Source organism: Guyparkeria sp. TX1 (assembly GCF_046523965.1).
In the GTDB taxonomy this organism is placed as follows: domain Bacteria; phylum Pseudomonadota; class Gammaproteobacteria; order Halothiobacillales; family Halothiobacillaceae; genus Guyparkeria.
On the sequence record NZ_CP144142.1, the window covers coordinates 389590 to 414812 of the forward strand.

Consider the following 25223-nt stretch of genomic DNA (forward strand, 5'->3'; position numbering starts at 1 on the left):
CGGCGTGCGAGTCGATTTTCTTGCTTGTCCAAGAAAACCGACGAAAAGAAGACACCCCGATGCCTTGGCCCTCCGGGCCTGATCGCCGCGGATTGCATCCGCGACGATCAGCCTCGCGAACGCGGGATTGCGGACGGGTCGGTTCGACGCGACGTCGTGTCGCGGCGAACCTCTGGCCGGCGTCCATGCCGGCCAGACCCTGCAATCCCTCGTTCGCGAGGCAAGGCATAAGGGGAACCGCCCCCTTCGATTAAGCCGAGGGCGCGACCTCGGGGCAGCGTCTCTCTTGGAAATTTCAGTGACACCACCTGATGGTCGGGGACAAGGTCCCCTTGCGTCCTGCCTCGCGGCCGGTGGATGGCTCGGGGTCGGAGCGACAGGGACGTCGCTCCGAGGCTCGCCGTGACAGGAAGTCACGTCGAGCCGGCCCCGAAGGCAGCCGCCGGTCGCGAGGCTTCGAGCGCGGACGAAGTCCGTGCTCGAAGGCCCGCAGGGCCAGGACGCCGGGGTGCCCTTCTTTTCGCCCCTTTTCTTGGGCAAGCAAGAAAAGGGGCTCGCGCGCCAGGCAGGGCGGTCGGTCGTGGCCACAGCGCGAGAGAGGCGTGCGAAACGATCCTCCAGGTTCTGGTCGAGAAAACTGTGAATTCCTCGACCGATGGCCGAAGTCGGACTGAAGTCCGACCTACAGGGGCTGGTGGTCAAGCGGTCTTTGACAAGCAAGAAGATCAACTCGCGCGCCCGGCGGGTTCATCAAGGCCCCCTCCCGCGAAACCGGCGTGCGAAAACCCTGGCGGTTGCTCTACGGACAACCCACACCCCGGGAGACAAACGCCAGCAACGATCTGTTGTTACAATAACCGCCAGCAACGCACCCCATTTCCCGGCCGACCCGAACAGGTCGGCCGCTCGTTTTTGCAAACATTTTCAGGAGCATCCGATGGACATCTCTTCCATTCGCGACACCATCGAATCGGCCTTCGAGCGCCGCGCCGAGATCAACCCGTCCAACGCCCCGGCCGACGTGGTCGAGGCGGTCGAGACCGCGCTGGCTGGTCTGGACGACGGCTCGCTGCGCGTCGCCGAGCGCCGTGGCGTCGGTGACTGGCAGGTCAACGAGTGGCTCAAGAAAGCCGTGCTGCTCTCGTTCCGCCTGCGCAACAACGAGGTGGTCTCCGGCGGCGACGTGAACTACTTCGACAAGGTGCCGACCAAGTTCGCCAACTGGGATCAGGCCCGCTTCGAGGCCGCCGGCATGCGCGTCGTGCCGAACGCCGTCGCCCGCCGCGGCAGCTTCATCGCCAAGAACACCGTGCTGATGCCGTCCTACACCAACATCGGCGCCTACGTCGACGAGGGCACCATGGTCGACACCTGGGCGACGGTCGGCTCCTGCGCCCAGATCGGCAAGAACGTCCACCTCTCCGGTGGCGTCGGTATCGGTGGCGTGCTCGAGCCGCTACAGGCCGCCCCGACCATCATCGAGGACAACTGCTTCATCGGCGCGCGCTCCGAGGTGGTCGAGGGCGTGATCGTCGAGGAAGGCTCGGTGATCTCGATGGGCGTCTACATCGGTCAGTCGACCAAGATTTACGACCGCGAGACCGGCGAGATCCACTTCGGCCGCGTGCCGGCCGGTTCGGTGGTCGTCTCCGGCAACCTGCCGTCCAAGGACGGCAAGTACAGCCTGTACTGCGCGGTGATCGTCAAGAAGGTCGACGAGAAGACCCGTTCCAAGGTCGGCATCAACGAGCTGCTGCGCGACGTCTAAGCATGCCGTGCCGTTGGACGCGTCCAACGGCACCACGACACACACGAAAAGGCCCGCAGGGAGAGAAAGAATCCCTGCGGGCCTTTTGACGTCTGGAGATCAGCCTTGGCGTCGCCCCACGCCGTGGGTGACGAACCCGGGCCCCTGGTGCCCCGGTCCCTCGTCGAGCAGGGCCTTGCCCTCGGCGAGAATAAGCCACTCCAGTCCGGGCAGATCCTGCGAGAGATCACTGGCCCGCACTAACATGTCGGCCCGCTTGGGCCCGCCGCTCTGATAGGCCAGCTGGCGCGGGTGGAACAGCTCGATGATCAGCAGGCCATCGGGGCGCAGGGCGGCCGCGGCGCGGCGGTAGACCTCGCGGCGCGCCGGCGGCTCGAAGTGCAGGTAGATCAGCACGACGGCATCGAAGCCATCTTCTTCCCAGTCCCACTCGGTCAGATCGGCACAGTGCACCGCCACGCTGACATCGCGCTCGTCGGCCAGCTGCCGGGCCTTCTCGCAGCCCACGGCGGAGTAGTCGATGCTGGTGACGTCGAAGCCCTGTTCGGCGAGCCAGACGCCGTTGCGTCCCTCGCCATCACCCAGGACCAGCACGCGCCCGCCCGGCGGCAGGCGCCAGGACTGGCTCAGCAGGAACTCGTTGGGGTGGGTCCCGTAGAGGAAATCGACCTGGCCGTACTTTTCGTTCCAGAATTCGGACATCGGCTGGCTCGCGGCCCCTTGTGGCAAGTCGGGTCAGTCTAACCCATGTTTGCGGGACTGGACGGTCAGGCGGCCGGGGCCGGAAAGATCACGCGAAAGCAGCTGCCCTCGCCCGGCGTGCTGTCGATCTCGAGCCGCGCCCCGTGGCGCAGGACCACGTGTTTGACGATCGCCAACCCCAGACCGGTGCCACCCCGCGACCGCGATCGTCCCACGTCGATACGATAGAACCGCTCGGTCAGACGGGGAATGTGGCGCGCCTCGATGCCGATGCCCGAGTCGCACACCGAGAACACGGCCCGGCCCTGATCGTCACGCGCCCAGCGCACCTCGACACGCCCGCCGGCGGGGGTGTACTTGACCGCGTTGAAGACCAGGTTGGAAAACGCCGATTGCAGCTCGCGTGGCACGCCCCACACCGTCAGTTTAGGGTCGAGGTCGGCGCGGATGTCGTGACCTTCCTCGCCGGAGAGCAGTCGCGCGTCGTTGAGGATCGGCTCGACCAGACGGGCCACGTGGATCGTCTCAAACCAATCGGCATCGGGCTGCGAGGTCTCCAGCCTGGACAGAAGCAACAGGTCCTCGACGATGCGCCGCATCCGGTCGGCCTGCTGGTGCATGTTCGACAGGATACGGTGCATCTGCGGATCCTGCCCCTCGTCGGTGTCGAGCAGGGTCTCGACATAGCCGGCCAGAACGGTCAGCGGGGTGCGCAGCTCGTGCGAGACATTGGCCACGAAGTCCTGGCGCACCCCCTGAAGCCGGTGCAACGCGGTCACGTCGCGGCCGATCAAGAGATAGCGATCCGAGCCGTAGGGTTCGATCCGCAGGCTCAAGGTGCGGGTCTCGTCTGCCGGCGCGACGATCTCCAGCGCCAGTCGATCATCCTCCTGTCTCAGCCAGGCGATGAACGCGGGGGTGCGCCAGAGGTCGTCCAGACGCAATCCGATATCCGAGCGGTTGAGCCCGAGCATGTCGATGGCGGCGCGATTGATCCACTCGATTTCGCGCTCGGCGGTGAGCACCACCATGGCGTCCGGCACCGTCATCGCCGAGTGGTGATATCGCTTGAGCAGGGCCACCAGGCGGCGCTGGCGTCGGGACCAGCGTCGGCTCAGTCGCCGCTGGCGCACCTGGATCAAGCCGGGCAATCCCCAGACCCGACGCGGCTGCGAGGTGACGGGCAAGGCACGCGCCAGGTAGATCACGCGCCACAGCAGCGCGACGGTATAGATCAGCAACCCGGTGACGGGCGCCAAGGCCCAGGCGGCCTCCCAGCCAATCGCCGCTCCGCCCCAGGCAACCAGCGACGCCAGTGCCAGGACGGCCAGGACAAGCACGCCTTCCTCGCGCCATGCACGCTGGCGCGCCTCGGCCAATCGCAATTGCCGCAGTTGGGCGCGGCGCTCGAGCCGAGTCGGCGAGGGAAGATCATCAGTAAAGGGAGGTCGCGAATCGGTCATCAACGAAATCAGCAGTTCATCAGCCAGCCCGAAGCGCGATCGGTGGCCGTTATTGGGCCGAAAGCCGGTAGCCCACACCGCGTACGGTCTGGATCAGGCCATCATAACCGCTCGGCGCAAGCACCTTGCGCAGACGCAGGATATGCACGTCGACCGTCCGCTCCTCGACGTAGGCGTTCTGCCCCCAGACGCGGTCGAGCAACTGCGCCCGGGTGAACACCCGGTCCGGGTGCTTCATGAAGAAGGCGAGCAGGCGGAATTCGGTCGGGCCGATGTCGATCGGCTCGTCGGCGGCGGTCACCCGGTAGCTCTCCTGGTCGAGCTTCAGCCCGGCGACGTCGAGAACGGGGTTATCGGTGTCCGGCGACACCCGGCGCAGCACGGCCTTGATCCGCGCCATCAGTTCGCGCGGCGAGAACGGCTTGGTCACGTAGTCGTCGGCGCCGGCTTCCAGCCCGCTGACCTTGTCCTCCTCCTCGCCGCGCGCGGTGAGCATGACGATCGGCACATCCTTGGTCAGCTCGTCGCGCTTGATGCGTCGAGCAAACTCGATGCCGCTGGCACCCGGCAGCATCCAGTCGAGCAGGATCAGGTCGGGCTGCTTTTCCGCCAGGCGCTCGAACGCCTCCTGCACATCGGCCGCCTCGATCAGGTCGTAGCCGGCGCGCCCCAGGGCGAAGGCGACCATCTCGCGGATCGGCTTCTCGTCCTCGACGATCAGTATGGTCTTTTGCATTCGATCATCCCGGCCAGCGCCGGTCCTCGCAAAATCGGTGTGAGCGGGATGCCGGGGCCGGGTGGAACCGGGTAACACCCCGAGCATCTGCCGGCATTAAACGCCGCCGCGATGACAGCAGCATGACAAGATGACAGCGTGACGGGAAGCACCACGAGGCCCAGGCCACCGCACGCCCCCACCGGGGCCGGCCGGCTGCGAGTCAATTCGCCCTCGAGAACTTGCTAGACTTCCGTCCCCGACTATCCGACACACGGTGCCTCAATGAGCAAAGCCGATCCTGACATCGTCGCCCTGGACGTGGCGCGCGCCCTGGCCGAGGACATCGGCAGTGGCGACGTCTCGGCGCAGCTGATCCCCGCCGACGAGACCGCACATGCCCGCATCATCAGCCGCGAGCCGGCAATCCTCTCCGGTGTCGACTGGGCGGATGCCGCCTTCCGGCGCGTCTCGCCGGCGGTGCGGATCGAGTGGGCCGCCGCCGACGGCGACAGCCTGTTCCCGGAACAGAGCCTGTGCCTGCTCAGCGGCCCGGCGCGCGCCCTGCTCACGGCCGAACGGGTGGCGCTGAACTTCCTGCAGACGCTCAGCGCAACGGCCACGGTCACCCGCCGATTCGTCGAGGCGGTCGAAGGCACCGGCACGCAGATCCTCGACACCCGCAAGACCCTGCCCGGCCTGCGTTACGCGCAGAAGAAGGCGGTCACCGACGGCGGCGGCACCAACCACCGCATGGGTCTCTACGACATGGTGATGATCAAGGAGAACCACATTCGGGCGGCGGGATCGATCACCGAGGCCGTTCGGGCCGCCGGGGTGGTGGCACGCGACCTGCCGCTGGAAGTCGAGGTGGAGAATCTCGAGCAACTCGAGGAGGCGCTGGGCGCCGGGGTCAAGCGGGTGCTGCTGGACAACTTTGCCCTGGATCAGCTGCGCGAGGCCGTCCGGCTCACCGCCGGCCGGGCCAAGCTGGAATCCTCGGGCAATGTATCGCTCGAGACGGTGCGCGACGTGGCCGAGACCGGCGTCGACTACATTTCCATCGGCGCACTGACAAAACACGTCGACGCGATCGACCTGTCGATGCGGTTCATCGACTGATCACGCCCCGAGCGCGTCGATCAGGTCACTCGAAGTCGTAGTATTCCTGGTTCAACCAGGCGGTAACCGCCTCGACCTCCTCGTCGAACCACGGCAGACCGAAGTTGTTGGCACAGCCCTGGACCTGGGTGCGCAGGCTGTCGTAGCTACCCATATTGCCGGCGTCCGCGCGTGCCTTGAACCAGTCGTCGTCGTGCGGAACCATGTGGCACTCGGAACAGTTCTCGGCAAAGAGCTCGCCGCCCCAGCTGATATCCGGCTCGGCGGCCGCGGGCACGGCGAGCATCAGGCCCGCCAGAAGGCCAAGCATTCGAGTCGGGTTTGCGTGCATCATCGTCTTCCTGGTTCGCATGGCATTGCCACTCCTTTTCTGCTGCAATTCGGACGCGCGGGCCATCTTCACGGCCGCATCGAGTTCGAGTGTAGGACGCCGACACTGATAGGAAAATCAATTTTTCCTATCCGGAACAACTATTTTCACTTGATAGGACTATCGATGATCACCGTCTACGGCATCCCCAACTGCGACACCGTGAGAAAGGCCCGCGCCTGGCTGGCCGAGCAGGGGCTGGAGTATCGCTTTCACGACTTCAAGAAGGCGGGTGTACCGGAGGCCCAGCTGGATGACTGGCTGGAGCGATTCGGCTGGGAGACGGTGATCAACCGCCGGGGCATGAGCTGGCGCCGCCTGCCGGCCGAGGAGCGCGACGCGATGGACGTCGCGCGCGCCCGCGAGGCAGCCCTGGCCAACCCCAGCCTGATCAAGCGCCCGGTGGTGGAACACAACGGCAACACCCTGATCGGCTTTTCCGCCGACGACTGGCAGGAGGCCCTGGCATGAGTGAGGCAACCATCGATCTCGCACGCGAACTGATCCGCCGGCCTTCGGTTACGCCCGACGACCAGGGCTGCCAGGCGCTGATCGCCGGGCGCATCGCCCCGCTGGGCTTTGCCATCGAATCGTTGCGCTTCGGGGAGGTCGACAATCTCTGGGCGGCACACGGCGGCCGAGGCGACGCCGCCCCCCTGTTCGTGTTCGCCGGGCACACCGACGTGGTACCGACCGGCGAGGCCTCGCGCTGGACCTACCCGCCATTTGGCGCCGAGATCCACGGCGGGCGCCTGTACGGACGAGGCGCGGCCGACATGAAGGGCTCGGTGGCCGCCTTCGTCACCGCCACCGAGCGCTTTCTCGCCCGGCAACCCGAGCCGGCCTTCCGGCTGGGCTACCTGATCACCAGCGACGAAGAGGGCCCCGCTCAGCATGGCACCAAGCGGGTGATGCAGTGGCTGCGCGAGAAAGGAGTGTCGATCGACTGGTGCCTGGTGGGCGAACCATCGAGCCGCAACCGGCTGGGCGACGAGTTCAAGATCGGCCGGCGAGGATCGATCACCGGTAATCTCGTGATCGAGGGCCGTCAGGGTCACGTCGCCTACCCGCATCTGGCAGACAACCCGGTGCACCGTGCCGCACCGTTCCTGGCCGAACTGGTCGAGATCGAGTGGGACCAGGGCAATGCGCACTTCCCGCCCTCGACGCTGCAGATCGCGAACATCCACGCGGGCACCGGGGCGAACAACGTCATCCCCGGCGAGATGAGCGTCCAGTTCAACCTGCGCTTCAACACCGAGACCTCGGTCGAGACGATACAGGCGCGGGTGGAGGAACTGCTCAAGCGCCACGGCCTGACCTATCGCCTCGACTGGCATCTGTCGGGCGTGCCGTTTCTAACCCGGGACGACGGGCCGATGGTGGGCGCGGTCGAGCGGGCCGTGGAAGGCGTGCTGGGAACGGCGCCGACGCCCTCGACCGCGGGCGGGACCTCGGACGGGCGCTTTATTGCACCGACCGGCGCCCAGGTGATCGAGCTCGGCCCGCTCAACGCCACCATCCATCAGATCGACGAGCATGTCGCCGTCGAGGACCTGAAAGTCCTGTCCGCTATCTACGAGCGCCTGCTCGACGAACTGGAGGCCGAGGCGCGACGCCTCAGGGGCTGACCGTCGGTCGCTGTCGCGACCTCAAAGGAGCACCAGGTTGTCCCGGTGCACCAGTTCGTTTTCCTCGCGATAACCGATCGCCTCGGCGATCGCCTGGCTCGAGCAACGGACCAGCCGTGCGGCGTCGCTGCTCGGATAGTTGACCAGCCCGCGCGCGAATTCATGGCCATCGGCGTCGACGATCGAGACCAGCTCACCGCGGGCGAACTGCCCCGAGACGCCCGTCACGCCGACCGGCAGCAGCGAACGCCCCTGCTCGGCCACCGCCCGGGCGGCACCGGCATCGACCCGCAGCTGGCCCCGCACCCGCAACTGCCCCGCCAGCCACTGCTTGCGCGCGGCGAGCCGGTTTGTCGCGGGGCGAAAATGCGTCCCCAGCGGCTCACCGGCGGCCAGTCGGCAGAGCACGTCCGCCTCGCTGCCCGCCGCGACGATCGTCGCAGCGCCGGAACGGGCGGCACGCTTGGCGGCCAGCACCTTGGTGTACATGCCGCCGCGACCGAGCCGTCCGCCTTCGGGGGAGGCCATGGTTTCGAGGGTCGGGTCGCCGGCGGTCACCTCGGCCAGTAGCTTCGCGTCCGGCTGCTTGCGCGGGTCGGCCTCGAACAGGCCCGGCTGGTCGGTAAGGATCACCAGCATGTCGGCCTCGACCAGGTTGGCGACCAGCGCGGCGAGCGTGTCGTTGTCGCCGAAGCGGATCTCGTCGGTGGCGACCGTATCATTCTCGTTGACCACCGGCACCACGCCCAGGTCGAGCAGCGTGCGCAACGTGCTGCGAGCGTTGAGGTAACGCTCGCGGTCGACCAGGTCGTCGTGGGTCAGGAGGATCTGCGCCGAATGGGTATCGAACCGGGCCAGTCCCTCGGCGTACGCCTCGACCAGGCCCATCTGGCCGACGGCCGCGGCCGCCTGCAGCTTGGGCAGCGACTCGGGGCGTTCATCCCAACCCAGGCGCGCCATGCCCTCGGCGACCGCCCCGGAGGTGACGATGAGGATCTCGCGCCCCTCGCGGCGCAGCTCGGCCAGCTGGCGCGCCCAGGCAGCGATCGCCTCACGGTCCAGGCCGCGCCCGTCCCCGGTGACCATCGCCGAGCCGATCTTGACCACCCAGCGCTGATAGCCCCTGACCTCGTCACGCATCCTCAGTCCTCCGTCGACGATCCCGGGCGCTCGGTCGGCGCCTCGCGCTCACGTGCCCACTCGGCCTCGAGGTATTCGAGAATCGCCCAGACCAGCGGCTGCGTGCCGGTCTTGTCCAGGGCGCTGATCGCGAAGACCGGTCCGGTCAGCCCGATCTCGGTCGCGAAGCGCTGTTTCAGGGCCTCGATGTTGGCCTCGCGCTCCTCGTCCGCCCAGACATCGATCTTGTTGAGCACCAGCCAGCGCGGGCGTTCGGCAAGCGACTCGTCGTATTTCTCCAGTTCCGCCTCGATTGCCGCGACACTCTCGACCGGGTCGACCTCGTCGTAGGGGGCGACGTCGACGACGTGCAGCAGCAGGTTGGTGCGCGCCAAATGCTTGAGGAACCGGATGCCCAGCCCCGCTCCCTCGGCCGCGCCTTCGATCAAGCCGGGAATGTCGGCGACCACGAAACTGCGGTGCGGCTGGGGCGCGACCACACCCAGGTTGGGATACAGGGTGGTGAACGGGTAGTTGGCGACCTTGGGCCGGGCGTGCGAGATGGCGCGGATCAGGGTCGACTTGCCGGCGTTGGGCTGGCCAAGCAGACCGACATCGGCCAGCACCTTGAGCTCCAGGCGCAGCCGGCGCTCGTCGCCCGGCGTCCCGTCGGTCTTCTGCCGCGGGGCACGATTGATCGAGCTCTTGAACCGGGTGTTGCCCAGCCCGTGCCAGCCACCCTTGGCCACCAACAGCTCGGCATCGGCCTCGACCACCTCGCCGATCACCTCGCCGGTGTCCTCGTCGTGGACTACCGTGCCCAGCGGCACGTGGACGTAGAGGTCGCCGCCCTTCCGGCCGGTCATGTTGCGGCCCGCGCCGTTCTTGCCCCGCTCGGCCTCGTAGTGGCGCTGGAAGCGGAAGTCGGCCAGGGTGTTGAGGTTGACGTCGCCGACCAGGTACACCGACCCACCGTCACCGCCATCGCCGCCGTTCGGTCCGCCGAATGGCACGTACTTCTCGCGGCGAAAGCTCACCACGCCGTTGCCGCCATCACCGGCCTTGACCTTGATGGTCGCTTCATCGACAAATTTCACGACACGATCCCCACAATTCCCTGTCCGATTGCGGACAGACCACAAACACGAAAGCCCCGCTCGCGGGCGGGGCTCAGACGACGGTCACCGGCCAGCCGGGCTGACCGCCAACTTACATCGTGCCGGTTCAGGCCGACTCGATGCTGACGAAACGGCGGCTCTTCGGACCCTTGGTCTCGAACTTCACCTGGCCGTCGGTCAGGGCGAACAGGGTGTAGTCGCGGCCGACGCCCACGTTGCTGCCGGCGTGGAACTTGGTGCCACGCTGACGAACGATGATGCTGCCAGCGGAGACAGCTTCGCCGCCGAAACGCTTCACACCGAGACGCTTGCTTTCACTGTCGCGCCCGTTCCGGGTAGAGCCTGCTGCTTTCTTATGTGCCATGGTTCAAGTCTCCTGGTCTGGTCACCGGGCGCTTAGGCGCTGATGCCGGTGATCTTGAGTTCAGTGTAGGCCTGGCGGTGGCCCTGGCGCTTCATGTGGTGCTTGCGGCGGCGGAACTTGATGATTTCCACCTTCTTGCCACGACCCTGGCCGACGATCTCGGCGGTGACGCTCGCGCCATCGACGTTGGGCGTGCCCACCTTGATGTCAGAGCCGTCGCCGACCATCAAAACCTGATCCAGCGTCACGGTGCTGCCGGCTTCGCCAGAGAGCTTCTCGACGCGCACCTTGCTGCCTTGCTCGACGCGGTACTGCTTACCGCCGGTAACGACCACTGCGTACATGCTGTAAAACCCGAATGTTTATGCGTAAAGAGGTCGGCGACCCATTGCTGCCACCGACCGGCGTTGTTTGAAGGCGCGCAATCTTAGCGACCCGCGCCCCGTCCGTCAAGGGAGATCTGCAGACTTCCCAAGGGCTTATGCCTCGACTTCCGCGGCATCGATCACCTTGAGGCCGCTTTCCTCCTGCATCGCCGCGTACTCGTCCTCGAAGAAGAACTTTTCTTCACCGAAGGCCGGCGTCAGTTCGTTGAGCCAGGTGGCTTGCTCGTCGTACTTGGCGAAGAACGGCCGCTGCACCCAGTCCGGGTTGCGACCCTGGACGAAGCGCAGGACGAACACCTCCTCGCCCTGGATCTCGGCCACGCCCTGCACCTCGACCTTGCCCGGCCCGGCGGACATGGACGGGCCACGGGCGGTGCGCGCCAGACCCGAAACCCGCTTCATCGCGTCGCGGTAGATGCGGTGCGCCTCGGCCAGCGGCACCTCGAAGCGGTACTTCGCGCCCGTGTCGCGCTCGACGAACATGTAATAGGGGATCATGCCCAGACGCACCTGCTCGCGCCACATGCGCGCCCAGACCTCGCCCGAATCGTTGATGTGCTTGATCAGCGGGCTCTGGGTGCGGATCTCGGCGCCGGTCGCCCGAATGCGCTTGACCGCCTCGCGGAAGACGGGGTTCTCCATCTCCTGGTAGTGGTTGATGTGCGCCATCACCGCGACATGCTTGCCGGACTCGACCAGCCGCTCGAACAGCCCCAGCAGCTCGTCGGCGTCCGCATCGGTGACAAAACGATACGGCCAGAACGACAGCGCCTTGGTGCCGATGCGCACGGTCTGCACGTGTTCGAGGCGCTCGTCGAGCAGGCCCTCGAGATACGGCGCCAGGTGCTTGGTCTTCATCACCATCGGGTCGCCGCCGGTCATCAGCAGATCGGTCAGGTTGGGACGCTCGGCCAGGTAGTCGAGCAGCTGACCGGCCTCTTTGGAGGCGATCTTGAGGTCCTTGTCACCGACGAACTGCGCCCAGCGGAAGCAGAAGGTGCAGTAGCTGTGACAGGTCTGCCCCTGGCTGGGGAAGAACAGCGCGGTCTCGCGGTACTTGTGCTGCACGCCCTCGACCGTCTCGCCGTTGACCTCGGGGAGGTTCATCTCCATCTGGCCGGCCGGGTGCGGGTTGAGCTGGTGGCGCAACTTCCAGGCCAGCGCGGTGATCTCCTCCTTGGGCGCCTCGCGGCGATGCAGCTCGGCCATCTGCTCGTACATCTCGGGGTCGAGCATGTCACGCTGCGGGAAGGTCAGGGCGAAGATCGGGTCGTCGGGGGCGCGGTCCCAGTCGATCAAGTTCTCGATGACGTAGTTGTTGACACGAAACGGCAGCACGCTCGCGACCACCTTCATCTCGAACAGCGCCTCCTCGCCGAGGCGCTTCAAGGGCTCGATCTTGTCGAGGTGGCGGTCGGTGAAGACCTGCAGCTTGGGCGCCTGCCCGCCCTGCATACCCGCCGCTGTCGCGTGGCGGGTTCCGGGAATGCTTCGCTTGGCAACAGTCGTCATAAAACCTCGTCTGGTGCGCATGGGATAGGCCGTGCCGACCACGAGGGAAAGGCGGAACGGCGCGGCTCGCGCGCCGTTCGGTATTTCCCCAAGGCCGGCGAATTCTAGTGCATTCCCCGATAAAAACAACCGCTTATACGCATGAATGCCCTCCGTGTCGGCCAAAATCGATGACCACGTCCTCGCCAGCCGTCCCCTCGGCGACAATGCCCTTTTCCGATGACTAGGGCCCCACGCCGGAACGAACAAAAGTGTCAGGACACCCCATGACCGACCTTCGCCACTGGGGCCTCGCCCTGGCTCTCTCCGTGATCACGGGCCTGGCCGCGCTGTTCGCCGGACACGCCGAGCCACCAGGCCTGGCCGTGCTACTGCCGTTGCTGGGATTGGGGCTGATCGCCGCCACCCGCGGGACGATCGGCCCGATGACCGCGACCATCGTCATCGGCCTGGGTGTGATCCTCAGCCTTCATCTCTGGCCCGGCTTTGACAATCCGCCGATCTGGCAGGACCGACACTTCTGCCGCGACTGCCTGCCCCACAGCCTCTACCTGTCGGCCGACCAGGCCCTGCTGGTGGCCGCCTGGCTGCCGCTGCTGCTCGGGCGTTGGCGGGCAACCCGTCCGTTATCCCTGCTGGCAGCCGGGCTCGCGACCATCGCCGCGGCGATCGCGCTGGGCATCGCCACCGGCCTGTTCCGCTGGCAGTCGGGCTGGCCCGGCGTATCGCTACTGACCCTGTTTGCCGCGGTGAACCTGGTCACGGTTGCCGCCGAGGAAGTGCTGTTCCGCGGCCTGATCCAGCGGCACCTGTTGGCCCGGCTGGGCGCGGTGCATGCTTGGTGGCTCACCGCGCTGATCTTCGGGCTGGCGCATCTGCCGTTTTGCGTCGAGTTCGCTGCCGTGGCCACCGTCGCCGGGCTGGGCTACGGCTGGGTCGCCTGGAAAAGCGGTTCGCTCTGGCCGGCCATCGTGCTGCACTGGCTGGTCAACCTGCTGCACTTCTCGCTTTTCAGCTACCCGATGCTGGCCTGAGAACCGCCACCGGCTCGTCTAATCTCAGTTTCCTATCCCCAGAACAATCGCCGCGAGGAACCACCATGTCTCGTGCACGACTTGCCCTGCTCATTCTCCTGCCGCTGGTACCACTATTCGCCGTCCAGCCAGCATTGGCCGAGCCGGCCGTCGAGACGATCACCGACGAGCTGCATCACCCCTGGGCACTGACCTTTCTTCCCGACGGCGACTTGCTGGTGACCGAGCGCCGCGGCCGACTCTGGCGCATCGACCCGGCGACCGGTGAACGCCGGGAAATCGACGGACTGCCCGAGGTCGACCACCGCAACCAGGGTGGGCTGCTCGACGTGCTCGCCCCTCCGGCGCATGCCGACGGCCAATGGATCTACCTGACCTGGGCCGGGCGCTGCGACGGCGGCAATGCTACCCACATGGGCCGCGGGCGGCTGGAGGGCGACCGGCTGGTCGATTTCAAGACGCTGCATGTCGCCACGCCCTGCGTCGATTCCGGCATTCATTTCGGTTCGCGGCTGGCCTTCGATCGCGACGGGCACCTGTTCATGACCGTCGGCGACCGCGGCGAACGCAATCGCGCCCAGGATCTCGCCGATCACAACGGCTCGGTCCTGCGATTCCACGACGACGGCCGCATTCCGGCCGACAACCCGTTCGTCGACCGGTCCGATGCCGAGGACGCGATCTTCAGCTATGGCCACCGCAACCCGCAGGGGGCAGCCACCCATCCGCAAACCGGCCGCGTGTGGATTCATGAACACGGCCCGCGCGGCGGCGACGAGATCAACATCCCGGCCGCCGGGGAAAACTTTGGCTGGCCGATCCAGACCTACGGCCGCGAGTATGCCGGCCCGGAAATCGCCCCGGACGAGGTCGAGGGCGTGACCGGACCGCTCCATCACTGGACGCCATCGATCGCCCCCTCCGGCATGACCTTTTACGATCACGCCGCCGCACCCGTCTGGCAGGGCGACCTGTTCGTCGGCGCATTGGTCAAGCGCCACCTCGCCCGCCTGCAACTGGATGGCGAACGCGTGATCAGCGAGGAACGCTGGCTGGAGGAACGCGATTGGCGTATCCGCGATGTCGAGGTCGGGCCGGACGGTGCGCTCTGGGTGATCACCGACCATGCCGATGGTCGACTGCTGCGGTTGACACCCGACTGAGCACCAATCCGCGGTAGGCCTTGCGCCCGCCAAAAGAGGCACCTATAGTCCCGACACCATGAAATTCATGCACCTGGTCACCCTGCTGCTCGCCTTCTGGGCACCGCTGAACGCGGTGACCGCCGGCGTGGCCATGCTCGATTGTCCGATGGACGAGACGATCGAGCACTCGGCCGACTGCCCAAGCATGAGCGGCACGACCGAGCAGCCAACCGCCTCGGCCGGCTGTGACCACTGCGGCAACTGCGTGCTGCTGGGCGGCTTCTCCCTGCCGGCCCAGGCCACACCGGCCGCCATCCACCTGCCCAACGGCACCCTCGACGCGTCGTTGGCCGATTCGATGGCCGCCGGCGTTCCGAACACCCCGTTCCGTCCTCCCCTCTCGGCCTGACACGGCCGAGACCCCCGGGGCATCACGCCCCGCACACCTCGGCTGACCCAGCTTCCCGCTGACCGTCTTTAACCGAGGAAACCTCCATGAACCAATCCATTCTCCTGCGGGCCGCCGTGGCCTGGCTGGCGATCGTCGCGCCGATCACGCCGAGCCTAGCTGACTCGTTGGCCGACTCGTCGGCCGATGCCGGGCCACGCCTGACATTGGAAGCGGCCGAGCAGGCCGCAACCCAGAGCGACGAGGGTCTGCAGGCTGCCGATCGACGGCGCGCCGGCCTGGCCGCGACCGCCGAGGCGGCCGACGAACTGCCCGACCCGCGGCTGTCCGTCGCCCTGCAGAACGTGCCCACCGACAACTACAGCCTGAGCGATTCACCCATGACCCAGACGGTGGTGACGCTCTCGCAGAGCCTGCCGCCGGGTGACACGCTCGCCTTCCGCGGCGAGCAGGCCGAAGCCCGCGTCGCCGGCTCGGCAGCCGCCCTGGCCACCGCCGACCGCCAGCTCAAGCGCGAGGTGCGCCGACTGTGGCTGGCCGTCTACCGCGAAGAGGCCCTTGGTCGCCTGCTCGAGACCGAGCGCGCGCTGTACCGGGAGTTGCTGGAAAGTGCGCGCACCGCCTACCAGGTCAACGAGGCCAGCGGTAGCGATCTGGTCGCCCTGCAGGCGCGGCTGTCGCGGATCGGGGATGCCCTCGACCGCCGGCGGGGGGAGGCCGAAGCCGCCCGGGCCCGGCTGGCACGCTGGGTGGGTGATGCCGCCCAGCGCCCCTTGCCGGACTCCCTGCCCACCAGTCTGACCGACGAGCCCAGCGGCAAGCTCGACCAGCAGCCCGAGCTCGACCGCCTGCGCGCCGAACTCGAGGCCGCTCGCGCCCAGGTGGGCGAGGCCGAAGAGCAATTCGCACCGGAAATCGGCCTGCAGGTCGGCTACGGCCTGCGCGCCGGCAGCGAGCCCAACACGCTGTCCGCCGGCGTGAGCGTGAGCCTGCCAATCTTCAGCGAACGCCGCCAGTCGCCCCGGCTGCGCGGCGCGCAAAAATCCGCCCAGGCCGCCCAACTCGAGCTGACCAAACGCGCGCGTGATCTCGCCGCCCAGGCCGACGGCATCCGCGCCCGCCTGGCCGCCCTGGACCGCCGGGTCGCCCGCTACCAGAACGACATCATTCCCGAACTGCAACAGGTCGCCGAGATGATCCGCGGCGAGATCGGCTCCGGGCGAGGCGAATTCGACGCCCTGATCGAGGCCGAACGCGCCGTCGTCGAGGCCCGCCAGGAACTGCTCACCCTGCGCCTCGACCGTGCCGACCAACTCATCGACCTGCGCTACCTGCTGGAGCCGACCGCATGAAGACCCACACGCATCGCCATCCGACTTTCCGCATCAAGCGACTCACCCGCGTCACGCTGCTGGGCTCGGCCCTGGTCACCCCGGCCCTGCTGATGGGTATCAACCCGGCCATCACCTCGGTGATGGCGGCCGACAACGGCGATCAGACCGACCACGACGGTCACGATCATGCACAGTCCGCGAGTGACGGCAGCGACACCGTGACCCGCTGGACCTGCCCGATGCACCCGCAGATCGTCGAGGAAGAACCCGGCAGCTGTCCGATCTGTGGCATGGACCTGGTCGAGAAGGAATTCCCCGCCGAGGAGGCCGAGCAGGCAGCGAACGAGGCCCCGGAGTCCACCTCGAACGATGAGGGCAATGATCAAGCCGAATCGTCCGATGACGGCGGCGAGACCGTCACCCGCTACACCTGCCCCATGCATCCGCAAATCGTCGAGGAAGAGCCCGGCAGTTGCCCGATCTGCGGCATGGACCTGGTCGAGAAGGAATTCCCCGCCGAGGAGGCCGAGCAGACCACCGAATCCTCCGCCAACGAGGACGCGCACGAAGGCCACGATCACGCCCAATCCGCGAGTGACGGCGGCGATACCGTCACCCGCTGGACCTGCCCGATGCACCCGCAGATCGTCGAGGAGGAACCCGGCAGCTGCCCCATCTGCGGCATGGATCTGGTCGAGAAGGAATACCCGGCCAGCGAGGTGGGCGGCGGCAAGTCGGACTCCGGTCAGGAGGTGCCCAGCTACCCGAGCGTGTCGGTCGACCCGATCACCGTGCGCCACATGAACGTGGTGATCAGCGAGGCCGCCGAGCGACAGCTCGCCGGCGAGATCCGCACGGTGGGCACCGTCGGCTACGACGAGGACCGGCTCGCTCACGTCCACCCGCGCGCCGAGGGCTGGGTGGAAACGCTCAAGGTCGCCTCCATCGGAGCCAGCGTGAAGCAGGGCGACGTGCTGCTCGAGGTCTACTCCCCCGACATCGTCTCCGCCCAGCAGGACTACCTGGTGGCCCTGCGGCGCGGCATGGACGACCTGATCGAATCCAGTCGCGCACGGCTCGAGCTGCTGAACGTTCCCAAGGCCACCATCGATCGCATCCGCCAGCAACGCAAGGTGACGCGCACCATCCCGCTGCTGGCGCCGCAGGACGGCTATGTCGCCGAGATCGACCTGCGCGAGGGCATGTACATCCGCCCGGACATGGAGCTCTACACCATCGCCCGCCGCGACCAGGTGTGGGTCAACGTCGATGTGCTCGAACGGCGCATGCAGTCAGTTGGCGAGGGGCAGACCGCGCGCATGCACGTGGACGGCGTCCCCGGGCGCGAATTCGAGGGCACGGTGGACTTCGTCTACCCGGAACTCGACCCGCAGTCACGCACGCTGCGGGTGCGGCTGGTCTTCGACAACGAGGACGGCCTGCTGCGCCCCAACCAGTTCGCCGAGGTCACCCTGAGCCCGGCAAACGCCCCCGAGGTGCTGACCGTGCCGTCGACCGCCATCATCCCCGCACCCGGCGGGGCACGCGTGGTGGTACGCACCGGCGAGGGTCGCTTCCGGCCGATGGTGGTGGAGACCGGCGTCGAGGCCGGTGGCTACACCGAGATCGTCTCGGGGCTGGAGGCCGGCGATCAGGTGGTCGCCTCCGGGCAGTTCCTGATCGACTCGGAGTCGAGCGTACAGGCCGCCTTCTCGCGCCTGTCCGGCTCCAGTGGCTCGGAGACGTCGAAGGAAAAGGACTCGTCCGGCAACGGCCAGTCCGGTCACCAGCACTAAGGGGAGGCAGACATGATCGAGCGACTCATCCATGCCTGCATCCGCCTGCGGGTGCTGGTCGTCCTGCTGGCCGCCCTGCTGGCCGTGGCCGGCTGGGCGAGCTGGAAGGCAACCCCGCTGGACGCGATACCGGATCTCTCCGACACGCAGGTGATCGTGAAGACCAGCTACCCGGGTCAGTCGCCGCAGGTGGTACAGGACCAGGTTACCTACCCGCTGACCACCCGGCTGCTGGCCGTGCCGGGTTCGACGGCCGTACGCGGCTACTCGTTCTTCGGCGACTCCTACACCTACGTCACCTTCGAGGAAGGCACCGACCTCTACTGGGCCCGCTCGCGGGTGCTCGAATACCTCAACCAAGCCAGCGAAGACCTGCCCGAGGGCGTCACCCCCAGCCTGGGTCCGGATGCCACCGGCGTGGGCTGGGTGTTCCAGTACGCGCTCAACGACCCCACCGGCCAGCATGATCTTTCCGAGCTGACGACACTGCAGAACTGGTTCTTGAAGTTCCAGCTCGAGTCGGTCGAGGGGGTCTCGGAAGTGGCCACGGTCGGCGGCATGGTGCGCGAGTACCAGATCGTGGTCGACCCGCAGCGCCTGCGGGTGTTCGGCATTTCGATCACCGAGCTGCGCGAGGCGATCGCGGAGGCCAACCGCGAGGTCGGCGGCGGCGTGATGGAACGCGGCGGCGCCGAGTACATGATCACCAGCCGCGGCTACCTGCAGTCGGTCGACGACATCGCGCAGATCCCGGTGGGCGTCTCGGATTCCGGCACGCCGATCACGGTCCGCGATCTCGGCCGGGTCGAGGTCGGGCCGGCCGAACGGCGCGGCATTGCCGATCTCGACGGCAAGGGCGAGGTCGTCGGCGGCATCGTGGTGATGCGCCACGGCGAGAACGCCCGCGAGGTGATCGCCGCGGTCAAGGAGAAGCTCGACGACGTCAAGTCCGGCCTGCCCGAGGGCGTGGAGGTGTTGACCACCTACGATCGCAGCGGCGTGATCGAACGGGCAGTAGCCTTCCTCGAGAAGAAGCTGGTCCAGGAGCTGATCGTGGTGGCGCTGGTCAGCCTGATCTTCCTGTTCCATCTGCGCTCGGCGTTCGTCGCCATCATCAGCCTGCCACTGGGCATCCTCGCCGCGTTCATTGTCATGCACTGGCAGGGCATCAACGCCAACATCATGTCGCTTGGCGGGATCGCGATCGCCATCGGCGCGATGGTCGATGCCGCGATCGTGATGATCGAGAACGCCCACAAGCACCTGGCCCGTTACCGGGAGCAATACGGACAGGCCCCGAAAGGCGAGGAGCACTGGCACCTGATCGGCCGCGCGGCCGCCGAGGTCGGCCCCGCGCTGTTCTTCTCCCTGCTGATCATCACCCTGTCGTTCCTGCCGGTATTCGCACTCGAAGCTCAGGAAGGACGCCTGTTCGCCCCGCTGGCCTACACCAAGACCTACGCCATGGCGGCCGCCGCCGGCCTTGCCGTGACGCTGGTGCCGGTGCTGATGGGCTATTTCATCCGCGGGCGGATCCCCAAGGAGGAAAGCAACCCGCTCAACCGCTTCTTGATCTGGGGCTATCGGCCGCTCTTGTCCGGCGCGCTGCGCTTCCCGAAGACCGTGCTGGTCGGCGCCCTGCTGCTCCTGCTCTCGGCCGTGCTGCCGTTTGCCGGCGTTTCCGGCTTTCTCTCGCCGCTCAAGTGGGGCGGGGACACGGACTGGCAGGCGCAGGTCACCGACTGGCAGTCGAGCCTCGAGCGCCAGTGGCAGGGGTGGTTCGACGGCTCACCGCGGCTCGCCGGACTGGGCTCGGGACTGGGCTCGGAGTTCATGCCGCAACTCGACGAGGGCGATCTGCTGTACATGCCCACCACCCTGCCCGGGCTGTCGGTGGGCGAGGCACGCCTGCTGATGCAGCAGGTCGACGGCCTGATCGCCCAGGAGCCGGAAGTCGAGCGCGTGTTCGGCAAGATCGGCCGGGCCAACACGGCCACCGACCCCGCCCCGCTGACCATGATCGAGACCAGCATCACGCTCAAACCGCGTGACGAGTGGGACGAGGGCGTGACGCTCGACGACCTGATCGAACGGCTCGACGAGAAGGTCGACTTCCCCAGCCTCAACAACGCCTGGGTGATGCCGATCAAGACCCGCATCGACATGCAGACCACCGGCATCCAGACGCCAATCGGCATCAAGATCACCGGCTCGGATCTGGAGGAGATCGAGGCGATCGGCCAGGAGGTGGAGACCGCGCTCAAGGGCCTGCCCGGGACGCGCAGCGCGTTCGCCGACCGCACCTCCGACGGGCGTTACGTGGTGATCACCCCCGACCGCGCCAAGGCCGCACGCGTGGGGCTGAACATCGGCGAGATCCAGCGGGTGATCAGCCTGGCCGTTGGCGGGGTCAAGGTGACCGACACCGTCGAGGGACTGGAGCGGTTCCCGGTCAGCCTGCGCTACCCGCAGGCCGACCGCGATTCGGTGGAGGCACTGCGCGATCTGCCGATCGTCACACCCACCGGGTCGACCGTCGCGCTGGGACAGGTCGCCAGCGTCGAGATCGAGTCCGGCCCACCGGTGATCAAGTCGGAGAACAGTCGACCGGCCGGCTTCGTCTTCGTCACCACCCGCGGCGTGGACCTGGGCGGCTACGTCGAACGGGCCAAGCAGGTGCTGCGCGACGAGGTCGACCTGCCACCGGGCTACGCGATCGAGTGGGCCGGCCAGTACCGCTACATGGAGCGTGCTGCCGAGCGCCTCAAGCAGGTGGTGCCGCTGACGCTGGCGATCATCTTCCTGCTGCTGTACCTGGCCTTCCGCCACGGCGGCAAGGCGGTCATGATCATGGGCACCCTGCCCTTCGCGCTGATCGGCAGCTTCTGGCTGCTGTGGGCGCTGGGCTACAACCTCTCGATCGCGGTGGCGGTGGGACTGATCGCCCTGGCTGGGGTGGCCGCCGAGTTCGGCGTGGTGATGCTGATCTACCTCGACCAGGCGATCAAGCGCCGCCAGGAGGAAGGCCAGTTCAACACGCGCGGCGACCTCAGGGACGCCCTGATGGAAGGGGCGGTGCTGCGGGTACGGCCCAAGGCGATGACCGTCGCCGTGATCCTCGCCGGCCTGATGCCGATCATGATCGGCGTGGGGACCGGCTCGGAGGTGATGTCGCGCATCGCCGCGCCGATGGTCGGCGGCATGATCACCGCACCGATCCTGTCGATGATCGTCCTGCCGGTGATCTACTGGCTGTGGCAGAGACGCAAACTCCCCACGACCACCTAAGGTGGTGCGACGACCCAGAGTAAAAATGGCCGGGGACTTCCCCGGCCTTTCTTTTGCCCAGAGGCACGCGGCGCGCGTTTGGCCTTGCCCCTGCCAAACGAGGGATAGCGACTCACCGTCAGTCGCGCGCCACCGGCTGGCGTGAGTCCCGAATCTCCGTCAGGCAGGCCTCGGGCAGAAAGCTGTCCGCTCGCGCCTCGCGCAATTCCAGGGCATAGCGCTCGGGCGGGTCGTCGAGAAAGCTGCCCTTGCGCACGTAGGGAAAGATCTCGTCATAACGTCGGATCGAATCCGGACTGATCCGACGGTAGAGGTGGGTGCGGTTGAGCGCCTCGGGGTGGCGCAACCCGGCGGACGACAGCAGGTCCGACGTCGCCGCCAACGTGCCTTGGTGGAAATGGCAAACCCGTGAGCCCTTATCGGACACGACCAGCCCCCGATAGAGATTGGGGTTCTGTGTTGCCACGCCCGTGGGACAGCGATTGCTGTTGCACGTCAACGACTGGACGCAACCCAGCGCCAGCATCATGCCGCGCGCGCTGTTGCAGAGGTCCGCCCCCAGGGCGAGATTCTTGACCAAATGAAAACCGGTGAAGATCTTGCCCGAGGCGATCACCCGGATGTGCTGGCGAATGCCGAAACCCGTCAGGCTGTCGTCGACGAAGGCCAGGGCCTCGCGCAGGGGCATCCCCACGGAGTTGGTGTACTCGATCGGCGCCGCACCAGTCCCCCCTTCACCACCATCGACGGTGATGAAGTCCGGGTAGATCCCGCGTTCGACCATCGCCTTGCCGATCGCAAGGAATTCACTCTTGCGACCAATCGCGAGCTTGATCCCCACCGGCTTGCCGTCGCTGAGATCGCGCAGCCGCTCGACGAAGTCGATCAGGCCCAGCGGCGAATCGAAGGCGCTGTGAACCGGCGGGGAATTGATGCGCGTGCCCGGCGGCACGTCACGAATCGCCGCGATCTCGGCGGTATTCTTCTCGGCCGGCAGGATCCCGCCATGGCCAGGCTTGGCCCCCTGCGAGATCTTGAGCTCGATCATCTTGACCTTCGGCAGACAGGCGCGCTCACGGAAGGTCTCGGCACAGAACCGACCCTGGTCATCCCGACAACCGAAATACCCCGTCCCGATCTGCCAGACCAGATCGCCACCGTGTTCGAGGTGATAGGGGCTCAGCCCACCCTCGCCGGTGTTATGCGAGAAGCCGCCGAGCCGCGCGCCGCGGTTCAACGCCAGAATGGCGGTGGGGCTGAGTGACCCATAGCTCATGGCGGAGATGTTGAGCACACTGGCGGAGTACGGCTGCCTGCATTGCGGACCACCCACCGTCACGCGCAGGTCGGGGTCGATCTCGTCGACGTCGATGGCCGCCATCGACTGGGCCAGCCACTCGTATCCCAACCGATACGTATCGACGCGCGTGCCATAGGGCACCGTCTCGCTCTGTTGCTTGGCGCGCTGGTAGACCACCGAGCGGAACATGCGGCTGATCGGCCTGCCATCGGTGTCCGATTCCAGCAGGTACTGGCGGATGAATGGCCGCATCCGCTCCATCAGCCACCGCCCTCGCGCGACCAGGGGAAAGTTGCGACGCAATGAATGCCGCGGCTGTGCCATGTCGTACAGCCCGAGGGCAATCAGGGGGAGCACCACCAGGAAAGCCCACCACATAGGTGACCAAAGAAACCCAATCGCGCCGATCAGGGCGATCGATAGAACGGCAAAGAAGAGAAAACGCCAATGCATGTGAGCGCCCTACGAGTTCGAAGTATCCGGTCCGCCAGCTAGCGGTGTCGACGTGGCAGCACGAGGACAGTCCTAACCATGCCCCATCCCCGTTGGTGCGAAACCATCGCGTGGTTCCACGAAGGTCCCCTGGAACTGTGCTCGCAGCGCCGGGTTGTCTGCAACTCGAACGCCAACGAATGGCTCGCATTGAGAAAACCCCTGTCGGTCGGGTTGGTACCCACCGGACAGGGGTCAGTTCAATTTGCGGACCGTTCTTCAATGTCTCGCCTGGCTGGCAATCCAGCGCCGCGCGCGGGGGCACTTCGCGCGTCATTCAGCGCCAGTGGCGGCCCGCGCAAACCCATCGAGTGCCTGGCCGACCTTCTCCTGCACCGGCGCGGCACAATCGCCGATCCCGTGTCGTTCGACGAGGTAGTCGGCCGTGTTGTAGGCCACCTTGACGATATCCCCGTCTTCCCAGATCAGCATCTTCATCGGCAAGTCGATCGCCACCGTCGGAGCACACTTCATCAACTGGGTGCCTGCCGCTGGGTTGCCGAAGATCACCAGCCGCGTCGCAGGCATCTCCATGTCAACCGTCTTGGCGTTGGCCTGGTGATCGACCTGTGCCATGACCGTCAGGCCCTTGCCCTCGACCGCCTCGACCAGCCGCTCTTCGGTCTCGGCCACGCTGTACTGGCTTTCCAGCGTCGCCAGGCCATTACCCGCCAGGGCCGTGGCCGGCAGCACGAGGGCTGACGAGACCAACAAGGCGGCTCGCATTTTCGAAAACATCGTGTTGCGGTTCATCACTTCACTCCATTTGTTGTCTTGGGGAAACAGGGACAGGGTTAGTTCACGCCGACGGCGGTGTCCAGGCATTGCCCTGCATTGGTTCATCCACCGGTGTATCCGCCAGGTGGTTGGTGTAATTGCTCAAGGTCTTCTGCGCGATGCCCACCAGCACGTCGAACAGCTGGGACGGCTCGTAGCCGGCATCGAAGAAGCGCTGCTGAGTCGCCTCGCTCGGCCATCCTCGACGATCAACCATGTCGCGGGTTAACTGGCGCAGCGCCTCCAGCCTGGGATCATCGATCGGCTGATCGTTACGGATCGCCTCGACCACGGTGGCATCCACTCCCACCATTCCCGCGGTTGTCGTGTGCGCGGCCATGCAGTAGTGGCACTCGTGGTAGCGGCTGACGGTCAGGAGCACCACATGCTGCTCGGCGGCATCGAATCCGGTCTTCGACTGGAAGATGTCGGAAAGCGACAGGTACGCCTCGGCCAGTGCCGGGGACTGGGCCATGATGCCGATCAGATTGGGCAGGAAACCGAACGCCGCGGTGGCCTGTTCGATCGGGGCGGCAGCCTTGTCTGGCGCGGTTTCGGCGGTATGGACGGGATAACGGTCGGACATTGTCACGGCTCCTTCGCGGGATATAATTGAGCACACGTTCAACTAACGCGAAACGTATACCACCGCGAACGATCGTTCAAATAAGCGCGGGCAACGCACCAGCGACTAGGATTGATGACCACCATGGCAAGAACGGCGGCTTTCGAACGCGACCAGGTACTGACCGAGGCGATGACGCTCTTCTGGTCACGAGGTTACAACCGCACCTCGATGCGCGACCTCACCCAGGCAACGCGACTCAACCCGGGCAGCCTCTACGCGGCCTTTGGTAACAAGCAGGGCCTGTTCCTGGAGTCGGTCGACCTGTACACCCGGGCATTGCGCCGGGAAACCGAGGCCACGCTGGGCGGGGAAGGAAATGCCGCCGCACGGATTCGACGATTCTTCGACAACCTGCTGGATGCCTCGGCGCACGACCCGACGAACAAGGGCTGCCTGCTGATCAACACACTGATCGAGGCACCGGCCGACGAGCCGGAACTGCGTCGGCGGGCCGGCGAGGCACTGAAATACGTCGAGGGTCGTTTTGCCGAGGTGCTCGACGAAGGACAGGACGACGGTTCGATTCAAACGGCGACGCCCCCGCGACACCAGGCACGCTTGCTGATGACGGGCATCTTCGGCTTGCGCGTCTACGCCCGGATGCCGGAGGGGCGGGAACACGCCGTCGAGATCGTCGACACCCTGCTACAGGGTGTTATTCAGGCGGGGTAATCCATTGATCACCAACTATGGGCATGCCCGCCTCGCGATTGAGAACTGATCCAGCGACTCCACATCGACACGCCTTGC

General features: G+C 66.5%; 23 protein-coding genes. 11 read left to right on the forward strand and 12 right to left on the reverse strand.

From position 1 onward, the window contains the following. The first annotated feature begins 943 nt into the window (after positions 1 to 943). Complete coding sequence (gene dapD / locus VWP12_RS01865) at positions 944 to 1768, forward strand: 2,3,4,5-tetrahydropyridine-2,6-dicarboxylate N-succinyltransferase (protein WP_410474930.1); 825 nt, start codon at positions 944 to 946, stop codon at positions 1766 to 1768. 99 nt (positions 1769 to 1867) lie between these two features. On the opposite strand, the gene VWP12_RS01870 is transcribed toward dapD, so the two are convergent. From VWP12_RS01870 to phoB, 3 genes are all read right to left on the reverse strand, one after another. Continuing rightward, positions 1868 to 2470, reverse strand: coding sequence for a class I SAM-dependent methyltransferase (locus VWP12_RS01870; RefSeq protein ID WP_410474360.1), 603 nt, complete (start codon positions 2468 to 2470; stop codon positions 1868 to 1870). 65 nt (positions 2471 to 2535) lie between these two features. Further along, entirely contained in the window at positions 2536 to 3933 is a 1398-nt protein-coding gene (phoR, locus tag VWP12_RS01875) for a phosphate regulon sensor histidine kinase PhoR (RefSeq protein WP_410474361.1), read from the reverse strand. A 49-nt stretch (positions 3934 to 3982) separates the two neighbouring features. Then, positions 3983 to 4669 (reverse strand): phosphate regulon transcriptional regulator PhoB, encoded by a 687-nt coding sequence (gene phoB / locus VWP12_RS01880; protein WP_410474362.1) that lies wholly within the window; start codon positions 4667 to 4669, stop codon positions 3983 to 3985. A 264-nt stretch (positions 4670 to 4933) separates the two neighbouring features. Here phoB and nadC point away from each other — a divergent pair, with 264 nt between their 5' ends. After that, positions 4934 to 5770: a carboxylating nicotinate-nucleotide diphosphorylase gene (gene nadC, locus VWP12_RS01885; protein WP_410474363.1), complete on the forward strand. Its 837-nt coding sequence runs from the start codon at positions 4934 to 4936 to the stop codon at positions 5768 to 5770. Positions 5771 to 5795: 25 nt separating this feature from the next. On the opposite strand, the gene VWP12_RS01890 is transcribed toward nadC, so the two are convergent. Further along, positions 5796 to 6122, reverse strand: coding sequence for a cytochrome c (locus VWP12_RS01890; RefSeq protein ID WP_410474364.1), 327 nt, complete (start codon positions 6120 to 6122; stop codon positions 5796 to 5798). 144 nt (positions 6123 to 6266) lie between these two features. Here VWP12_RS01890 and VWP12_RS01895 point away from each other — a divergent pair, with 144 nt between their 5' ends. Together VWP12_RS01895 and dapE are read left to right on the forward strand one after the other, a co-directional pair. Then, positions 6267 to 6611 carry an arsenate reductase gene (locus VWP12_RS01895; RefSeq protein ID WP_410474365.1) on the forward strand — a complete coding sequence of 115 codons (345 nt, stop codon included), beginning with the start codon at positions 6267 to 6269 and terminating at the stop codon, positions 6609 to 6611. Beyond that, complete coding sequence (dapE, locus tag VWP12_RS01900) at positions 6608 to 7771, forward strand: succinyl-diaminopimelate desuccinylase (RefSeq protein WP_410474366.1); 1164 nt, start codon at positions 6608 to 6610, stop codon at positions 7769 to 7771. The genes VWP12_RS01895 and dapE overlap by 4 nt, the downstream gene beginning before the upstream one ends. Positions 7772 to 7792: 21 nt before the next feature. Here the strand turns inward: dapE and proB are convergent, their stop codons facing one another. The 5 genes from proB to VWP12_RS01925 form a co-directional block, all read right to left on the reverse strand. Next, entirely contained in the window at positions 7793 to 8911 is a 1119-nt protein-coding gene (gene proB / locus VWP12_RS01905; RefSeq protein WP_125198162.1) for a glutamate 5-kinase, read from the reverse strand. Positions 8912 to 8913: 2 nt separating this feature from the next. Continuing rightward, positions 8914 to 9987 (reverse strand): Obg family GTPase CgtA, encoded by a 1074-nt coding sequence (gene cgtA, locus VWP12_RS01910; RefSeq protein WP_410474367.1) that lies wholly within the window; start codon positions 9985 to 9987, stop codon positions 8914 to 8916. Between the two features lie 127 nt (positions 9988 to 10114). Then, positions 10115 to 10372 (reverse strand): 50S ribosomal protein L27, encoded by a 258-nt coding sequence (gene rpmA / locus VWP12_RS01915; RefSeq protein WP_125198164.1) that lies wholly within the window; start codon positions 10370 to 10372, stop codon positions 10115 to 10117. Between the two features lie 32 nt (positions 10373 to 10404). After that, positions 10405 to 10716: a 50S ribosomal protein L21 gene (gene rplU, locus VWP12_RS01920; protein ID WP_125198165.1), complete on the reverse strand. Its 312-nt coding sequence runs from the start codon at positions 10714 to 10716 to the stop codon at positions 10405 to 10407. Between the two features lie 135 nt (positions 10717 to 10851). Continuing rightward, positions 10852 to 12213: a KamA family radical SAM protein gene (locus tag VWP12_RS01925; protein ID WP_410474931.1), complete on the reverse strand. Its 1362-nt coding sequence runs from the start codon at positions 12211 to 12213 to the stop codon at positions 10852 to 10854. A gap of 323 nt (positions 12214 to 12536) precedes the next feature. On the opposite strand from VWP12_RS01925, the gene VWP12_RS01930 reads away from it, so the two are divergent. From VWP12_RS01930 to VWP12_RS01955, 6 genes are all read left to right on the forward strand, one after another. Beyond that, positions 12537 to 13304 carry a CPBP family intramembrane glutamic endopeptidase gene (locus VWP12_RS01930; protein WP_410474368.1) on the forward strand — a complete coding sequence of 256 codons (768 nt, stop codon included), beginning with the start codon at positions 12537 to 12539 and terminating at the stop codon, positions 13302 to 13304. A 65-nt stretch (positions 13305 to 13369) separates the two neighbouring features. After that, positions 13370 to 14467: a PQQ-dependent sugar dehydrogenase gene (locus VWP12_RS01935; RefSeq protein WP_410474369.1), complete on the forward strand. Its 1098-nt coding sequence runs from the start codon at positions 13370 to 13372 to the stop codon at positions 14465 to 14467. Positions 14468 to 14525: 58 nt separating this feature from the next. Then, the gene (locus VWP12_RS01940) at positions 14526 to 14858 is read left to right on the forward strand and encodes a hypothetical protein (RefSeq protein ID WP_410474370.1); all 333 of its coding nucleotides are present in this window, start codon (positions 14526 to 14528) and stop codon (positions 14856 to 14858) included. 86 nt (positions 14859 to 14944) lie between these two features. Further along, complete coding sequence (locus tag VWP12_RS01945; protein ID WP_410474371.1) at positions 14945 to 16210, forward strand: TolC family protein; 1266 nt, start codon at positions 14945 to 14947, stop codon at positions 16208 to 16210. After that, positions 16207 to 17988 (forward strand): efflux RND transporter periplasmic adaptor subunit, encoded by a 1782-nt coding sequence (locus VWP12_RS01950; RefSeq protein WP_410474372.1) that lies wholly within the window; start codon positions 16207 to 16209, stop codon positions 17986 to 17988. Before VWP12_RS01945 ends, VWP12_RS01950 begins: the two co-directional genes overlap by 4 nt. Before the next feature lie 12 nt (positions 17989 to 18000). Beyond that, entirely contained in the window at positions 18001 to 21276 is a 3276-nt protein-coding gene (locus tag VWP12_RS01955) for an efflux RND transporter permease subunit (RefSeq protein ID WP_410474373.1), read from the forward strand. Between the two features lie 118 nt (positions 21277 to 21394). Here the strand turns inward: VWP12_RS01955 and VWP12_RS01960 are convergent, their stop codons facing one another. The 3 genes from VWP12_RS01960 to VWP12_RS01970 form a co-directional block, all read right to left on the reverse strand. Continuing rightward, on the reverse strand, positions 21395 to 22954 hold the full coding sequence (locus tag VWP12_RS01960) for an FMN-binding glutamate synthase family protein (RefSeq protein ID WP_410474374.1): 1560 nt from the start codon (positions 22952 to 22954) through the stop codon (positions 21395 to 21397). A 387-nt stretch (positions 22955 to 23341) separates the two neighbouring features. Beyond that, on the reverse strand, positions 23342 to 23821 hold the full coding sequence (locus VWP12_RS01965; RefSeq protein WP_410474375.1) for a DUF302 domain-containing protein: 480 nt from the start codon (positions 23819 to 23821) through the stop codon (positions 23342 to 23344). Between the two features lie 46 nt (positions 23822 to 23867). Then, entirely contained in the window at positions 23868 to 24431 is a 564-nt protein-coding gene (locus VWP12_RS01970; protein ID WP_410474376.1) for a carboxymuconolactone decarboxylase family protein, read from the reverse strand. A 123-nt stretch (positions 24432 to 24554) separates the two neighbouring features. On the opposite strand from VWP12_RS01970, the gene VWP12_RS01975 reads away from it, so the two are divergent. Further along, positions 24555 to 25145 carry a TetR/AcrR family transcriptional regulator gene (locus VWP12_RS01975; RefSeq protein WP_410474377.1) on the forward strand — a complete coding sequence of 197 codons (591 nt, stop codon included), beginning with the start codon at positions 24555 to 24557 and terminating at the stop codon, positions 25143 to 25145. Positions 25146 to 25223 lie beyond the last annotated feature (78 nt).

What these genes read in the sequence shown, in the direction of transcription:
- VWP12_RS01935 (WP_410474369.1), top strand. Translation starts at nt 13,370, where the DNA reads ATGTCTCGTGCACGACTTGCCCTGCTCATTCTCCTGCCGCTGGTACCA.
- phoB (WP_410474362.1), bottom strand. Translation starts at nt 4,669, where the DNA reads ATGCAAAAGACCATACTGATCGTCGAGGACGAGAAGCCGATCCGCGAG.
- nadC (WP_410474363.1), top strand. Translation starts at nt 4,934, where the DNA reads ATGAGCAAAGCCGATCCTGACATCGTCGCCCTGGACGTGGCGCGCGCC.
- VWP12_RS01895 (WP_410474365.1), top strand. Translation starts at nt 6,267, where the DNA reads ATGATCACCGTCTACGGCATCCCCAACTGCGACACCGTGAGAAAGGCC.
- VWP12_RS01890 (WP_410474364.1), bottom strand. Translation starts at nt 6,122, where the DNA reads ATGCGAACCAGGAAGACGATGATGCACGCAAACCCGACTCGAATGCTT.
- VWP12_RS01950 (WP_410474372.1), top strand. Translation starts at nt 16,207, where the DNA reads ATGAAGACCCACACGCATCGCCATCCGACTTTCCGCATCAAGCGACTC.
- VWP12_RS01960 (WP_410474374.1), bottom strand. Translation starts at nt 22,954, where the DNA reads ATGTGGTGGGCTTTCCTGGTGGTGCTCCCCCTGATTGCCCTCGGGCTG.
- VWP12_RS01930 (WP_410474368.1), top strand. Translation starts at nt 12,537, where the DNA reads ATGACCGACCTTCGCCACTGGGGCCTCGCCCTGGCTCTCTCCGTGATC.
- VWP12_RS01870 (WP_410474360.1), bottom strand. Translation starts at nt 2,470, where the DNA reads ATGTCCGAATTCTGGAACGAAAAGTACGGCCAGGTCGATTTCCTCTAC.
- proB (WP_125198162.1), bottom strand. Translation starts at nt 8,911, where the DNA reads ATGCGTGACGAGGTCAGGGGCTATCAGCGCTGGGTGGTCAAGATCGGC.
- VWP12_RS01945 (WP_410474371.1), top strand. Translation starts at nt 14,945, where the DNA reads ATGAACCAATCCATTCTCCTGCGGGCCGCCGTGGCCTGGCTGGCGATC.
- VWP12_RS01925 (WP_410474931.1), bottom strand. Translation starts at nt 12,213, where the DNA reads ATGCAGGGCGGGCAGGCGCCCAAGCTGCAGGTCTTCACCGACCGCCAC.
- phoR (WP_410474361.1), bottom strand. Translation starts at nt 3,933, where the DNA reads ATGACCGATTCGCGACCTCCCTTTACTGATGATCTTCCCTCGCCGACT.
- VWP12_RS01970 (WP_410474376.1), bottom strand. Translation starts at nt 24,431, where the DNA reads ATGTCCGACCGTTATCCCGTCCATACCGCCGAAACCGCGCCAGACAAG.
- VWP12_RS01955 (WP_410474373.1), top strand. Translation starts at nt 18,001, where the DNA reads ATGATCGAGCGACTCATCCATGCCTGCATCCGCCTGCGGGTGCTGGTC.
- VWP12_RS01975 (WP_410474377.1), top strand. Translation starts at nt 24,555, where the DNA reads ATGGCAAGAACGGCGGCTTTCGAACGCGACCAGGTACTGACCGAGGCG.
- rplU (WP_125198165.1), bottom strand. Translation starts at nt 10,716, where the DNA reads ATGTACGCAGTGGTCGTTACCGGCGGTAAGCAGTACCGCGTCGAGCAA.
- rpmA (WP_125198164.1), bottom strand. Translation starts at nt 10,372, where the DNA reads ATGGCACATAAGAAAGCAGCAGGCTCTACCCGGAACGGGCGCGACAGT.
- VWP12_RS01940 (WP_410474370.1), top strand. Translation starts at nt 14,526, where the DNA reads ATGAAATTCATGCACCTGGTCACCCTGCTGCTCGCCTTCTGGGCACCG.
- VWP12_RS01965 (WP_410474375.1), bottom strand. Translation starts at nt 23,821, where the DNA reads ATGAACCGCAACACGATGTTTTCGAAAATGCGAGCCGCCTTGTTGGTC.
- dapE (WP_410474366.1), top strand. Translation starts at nt 6,608, where the DNA reads ATGAGTGAGGCAACCATCGATCTCGCACGCGAACTGATCCGCCGGCCT.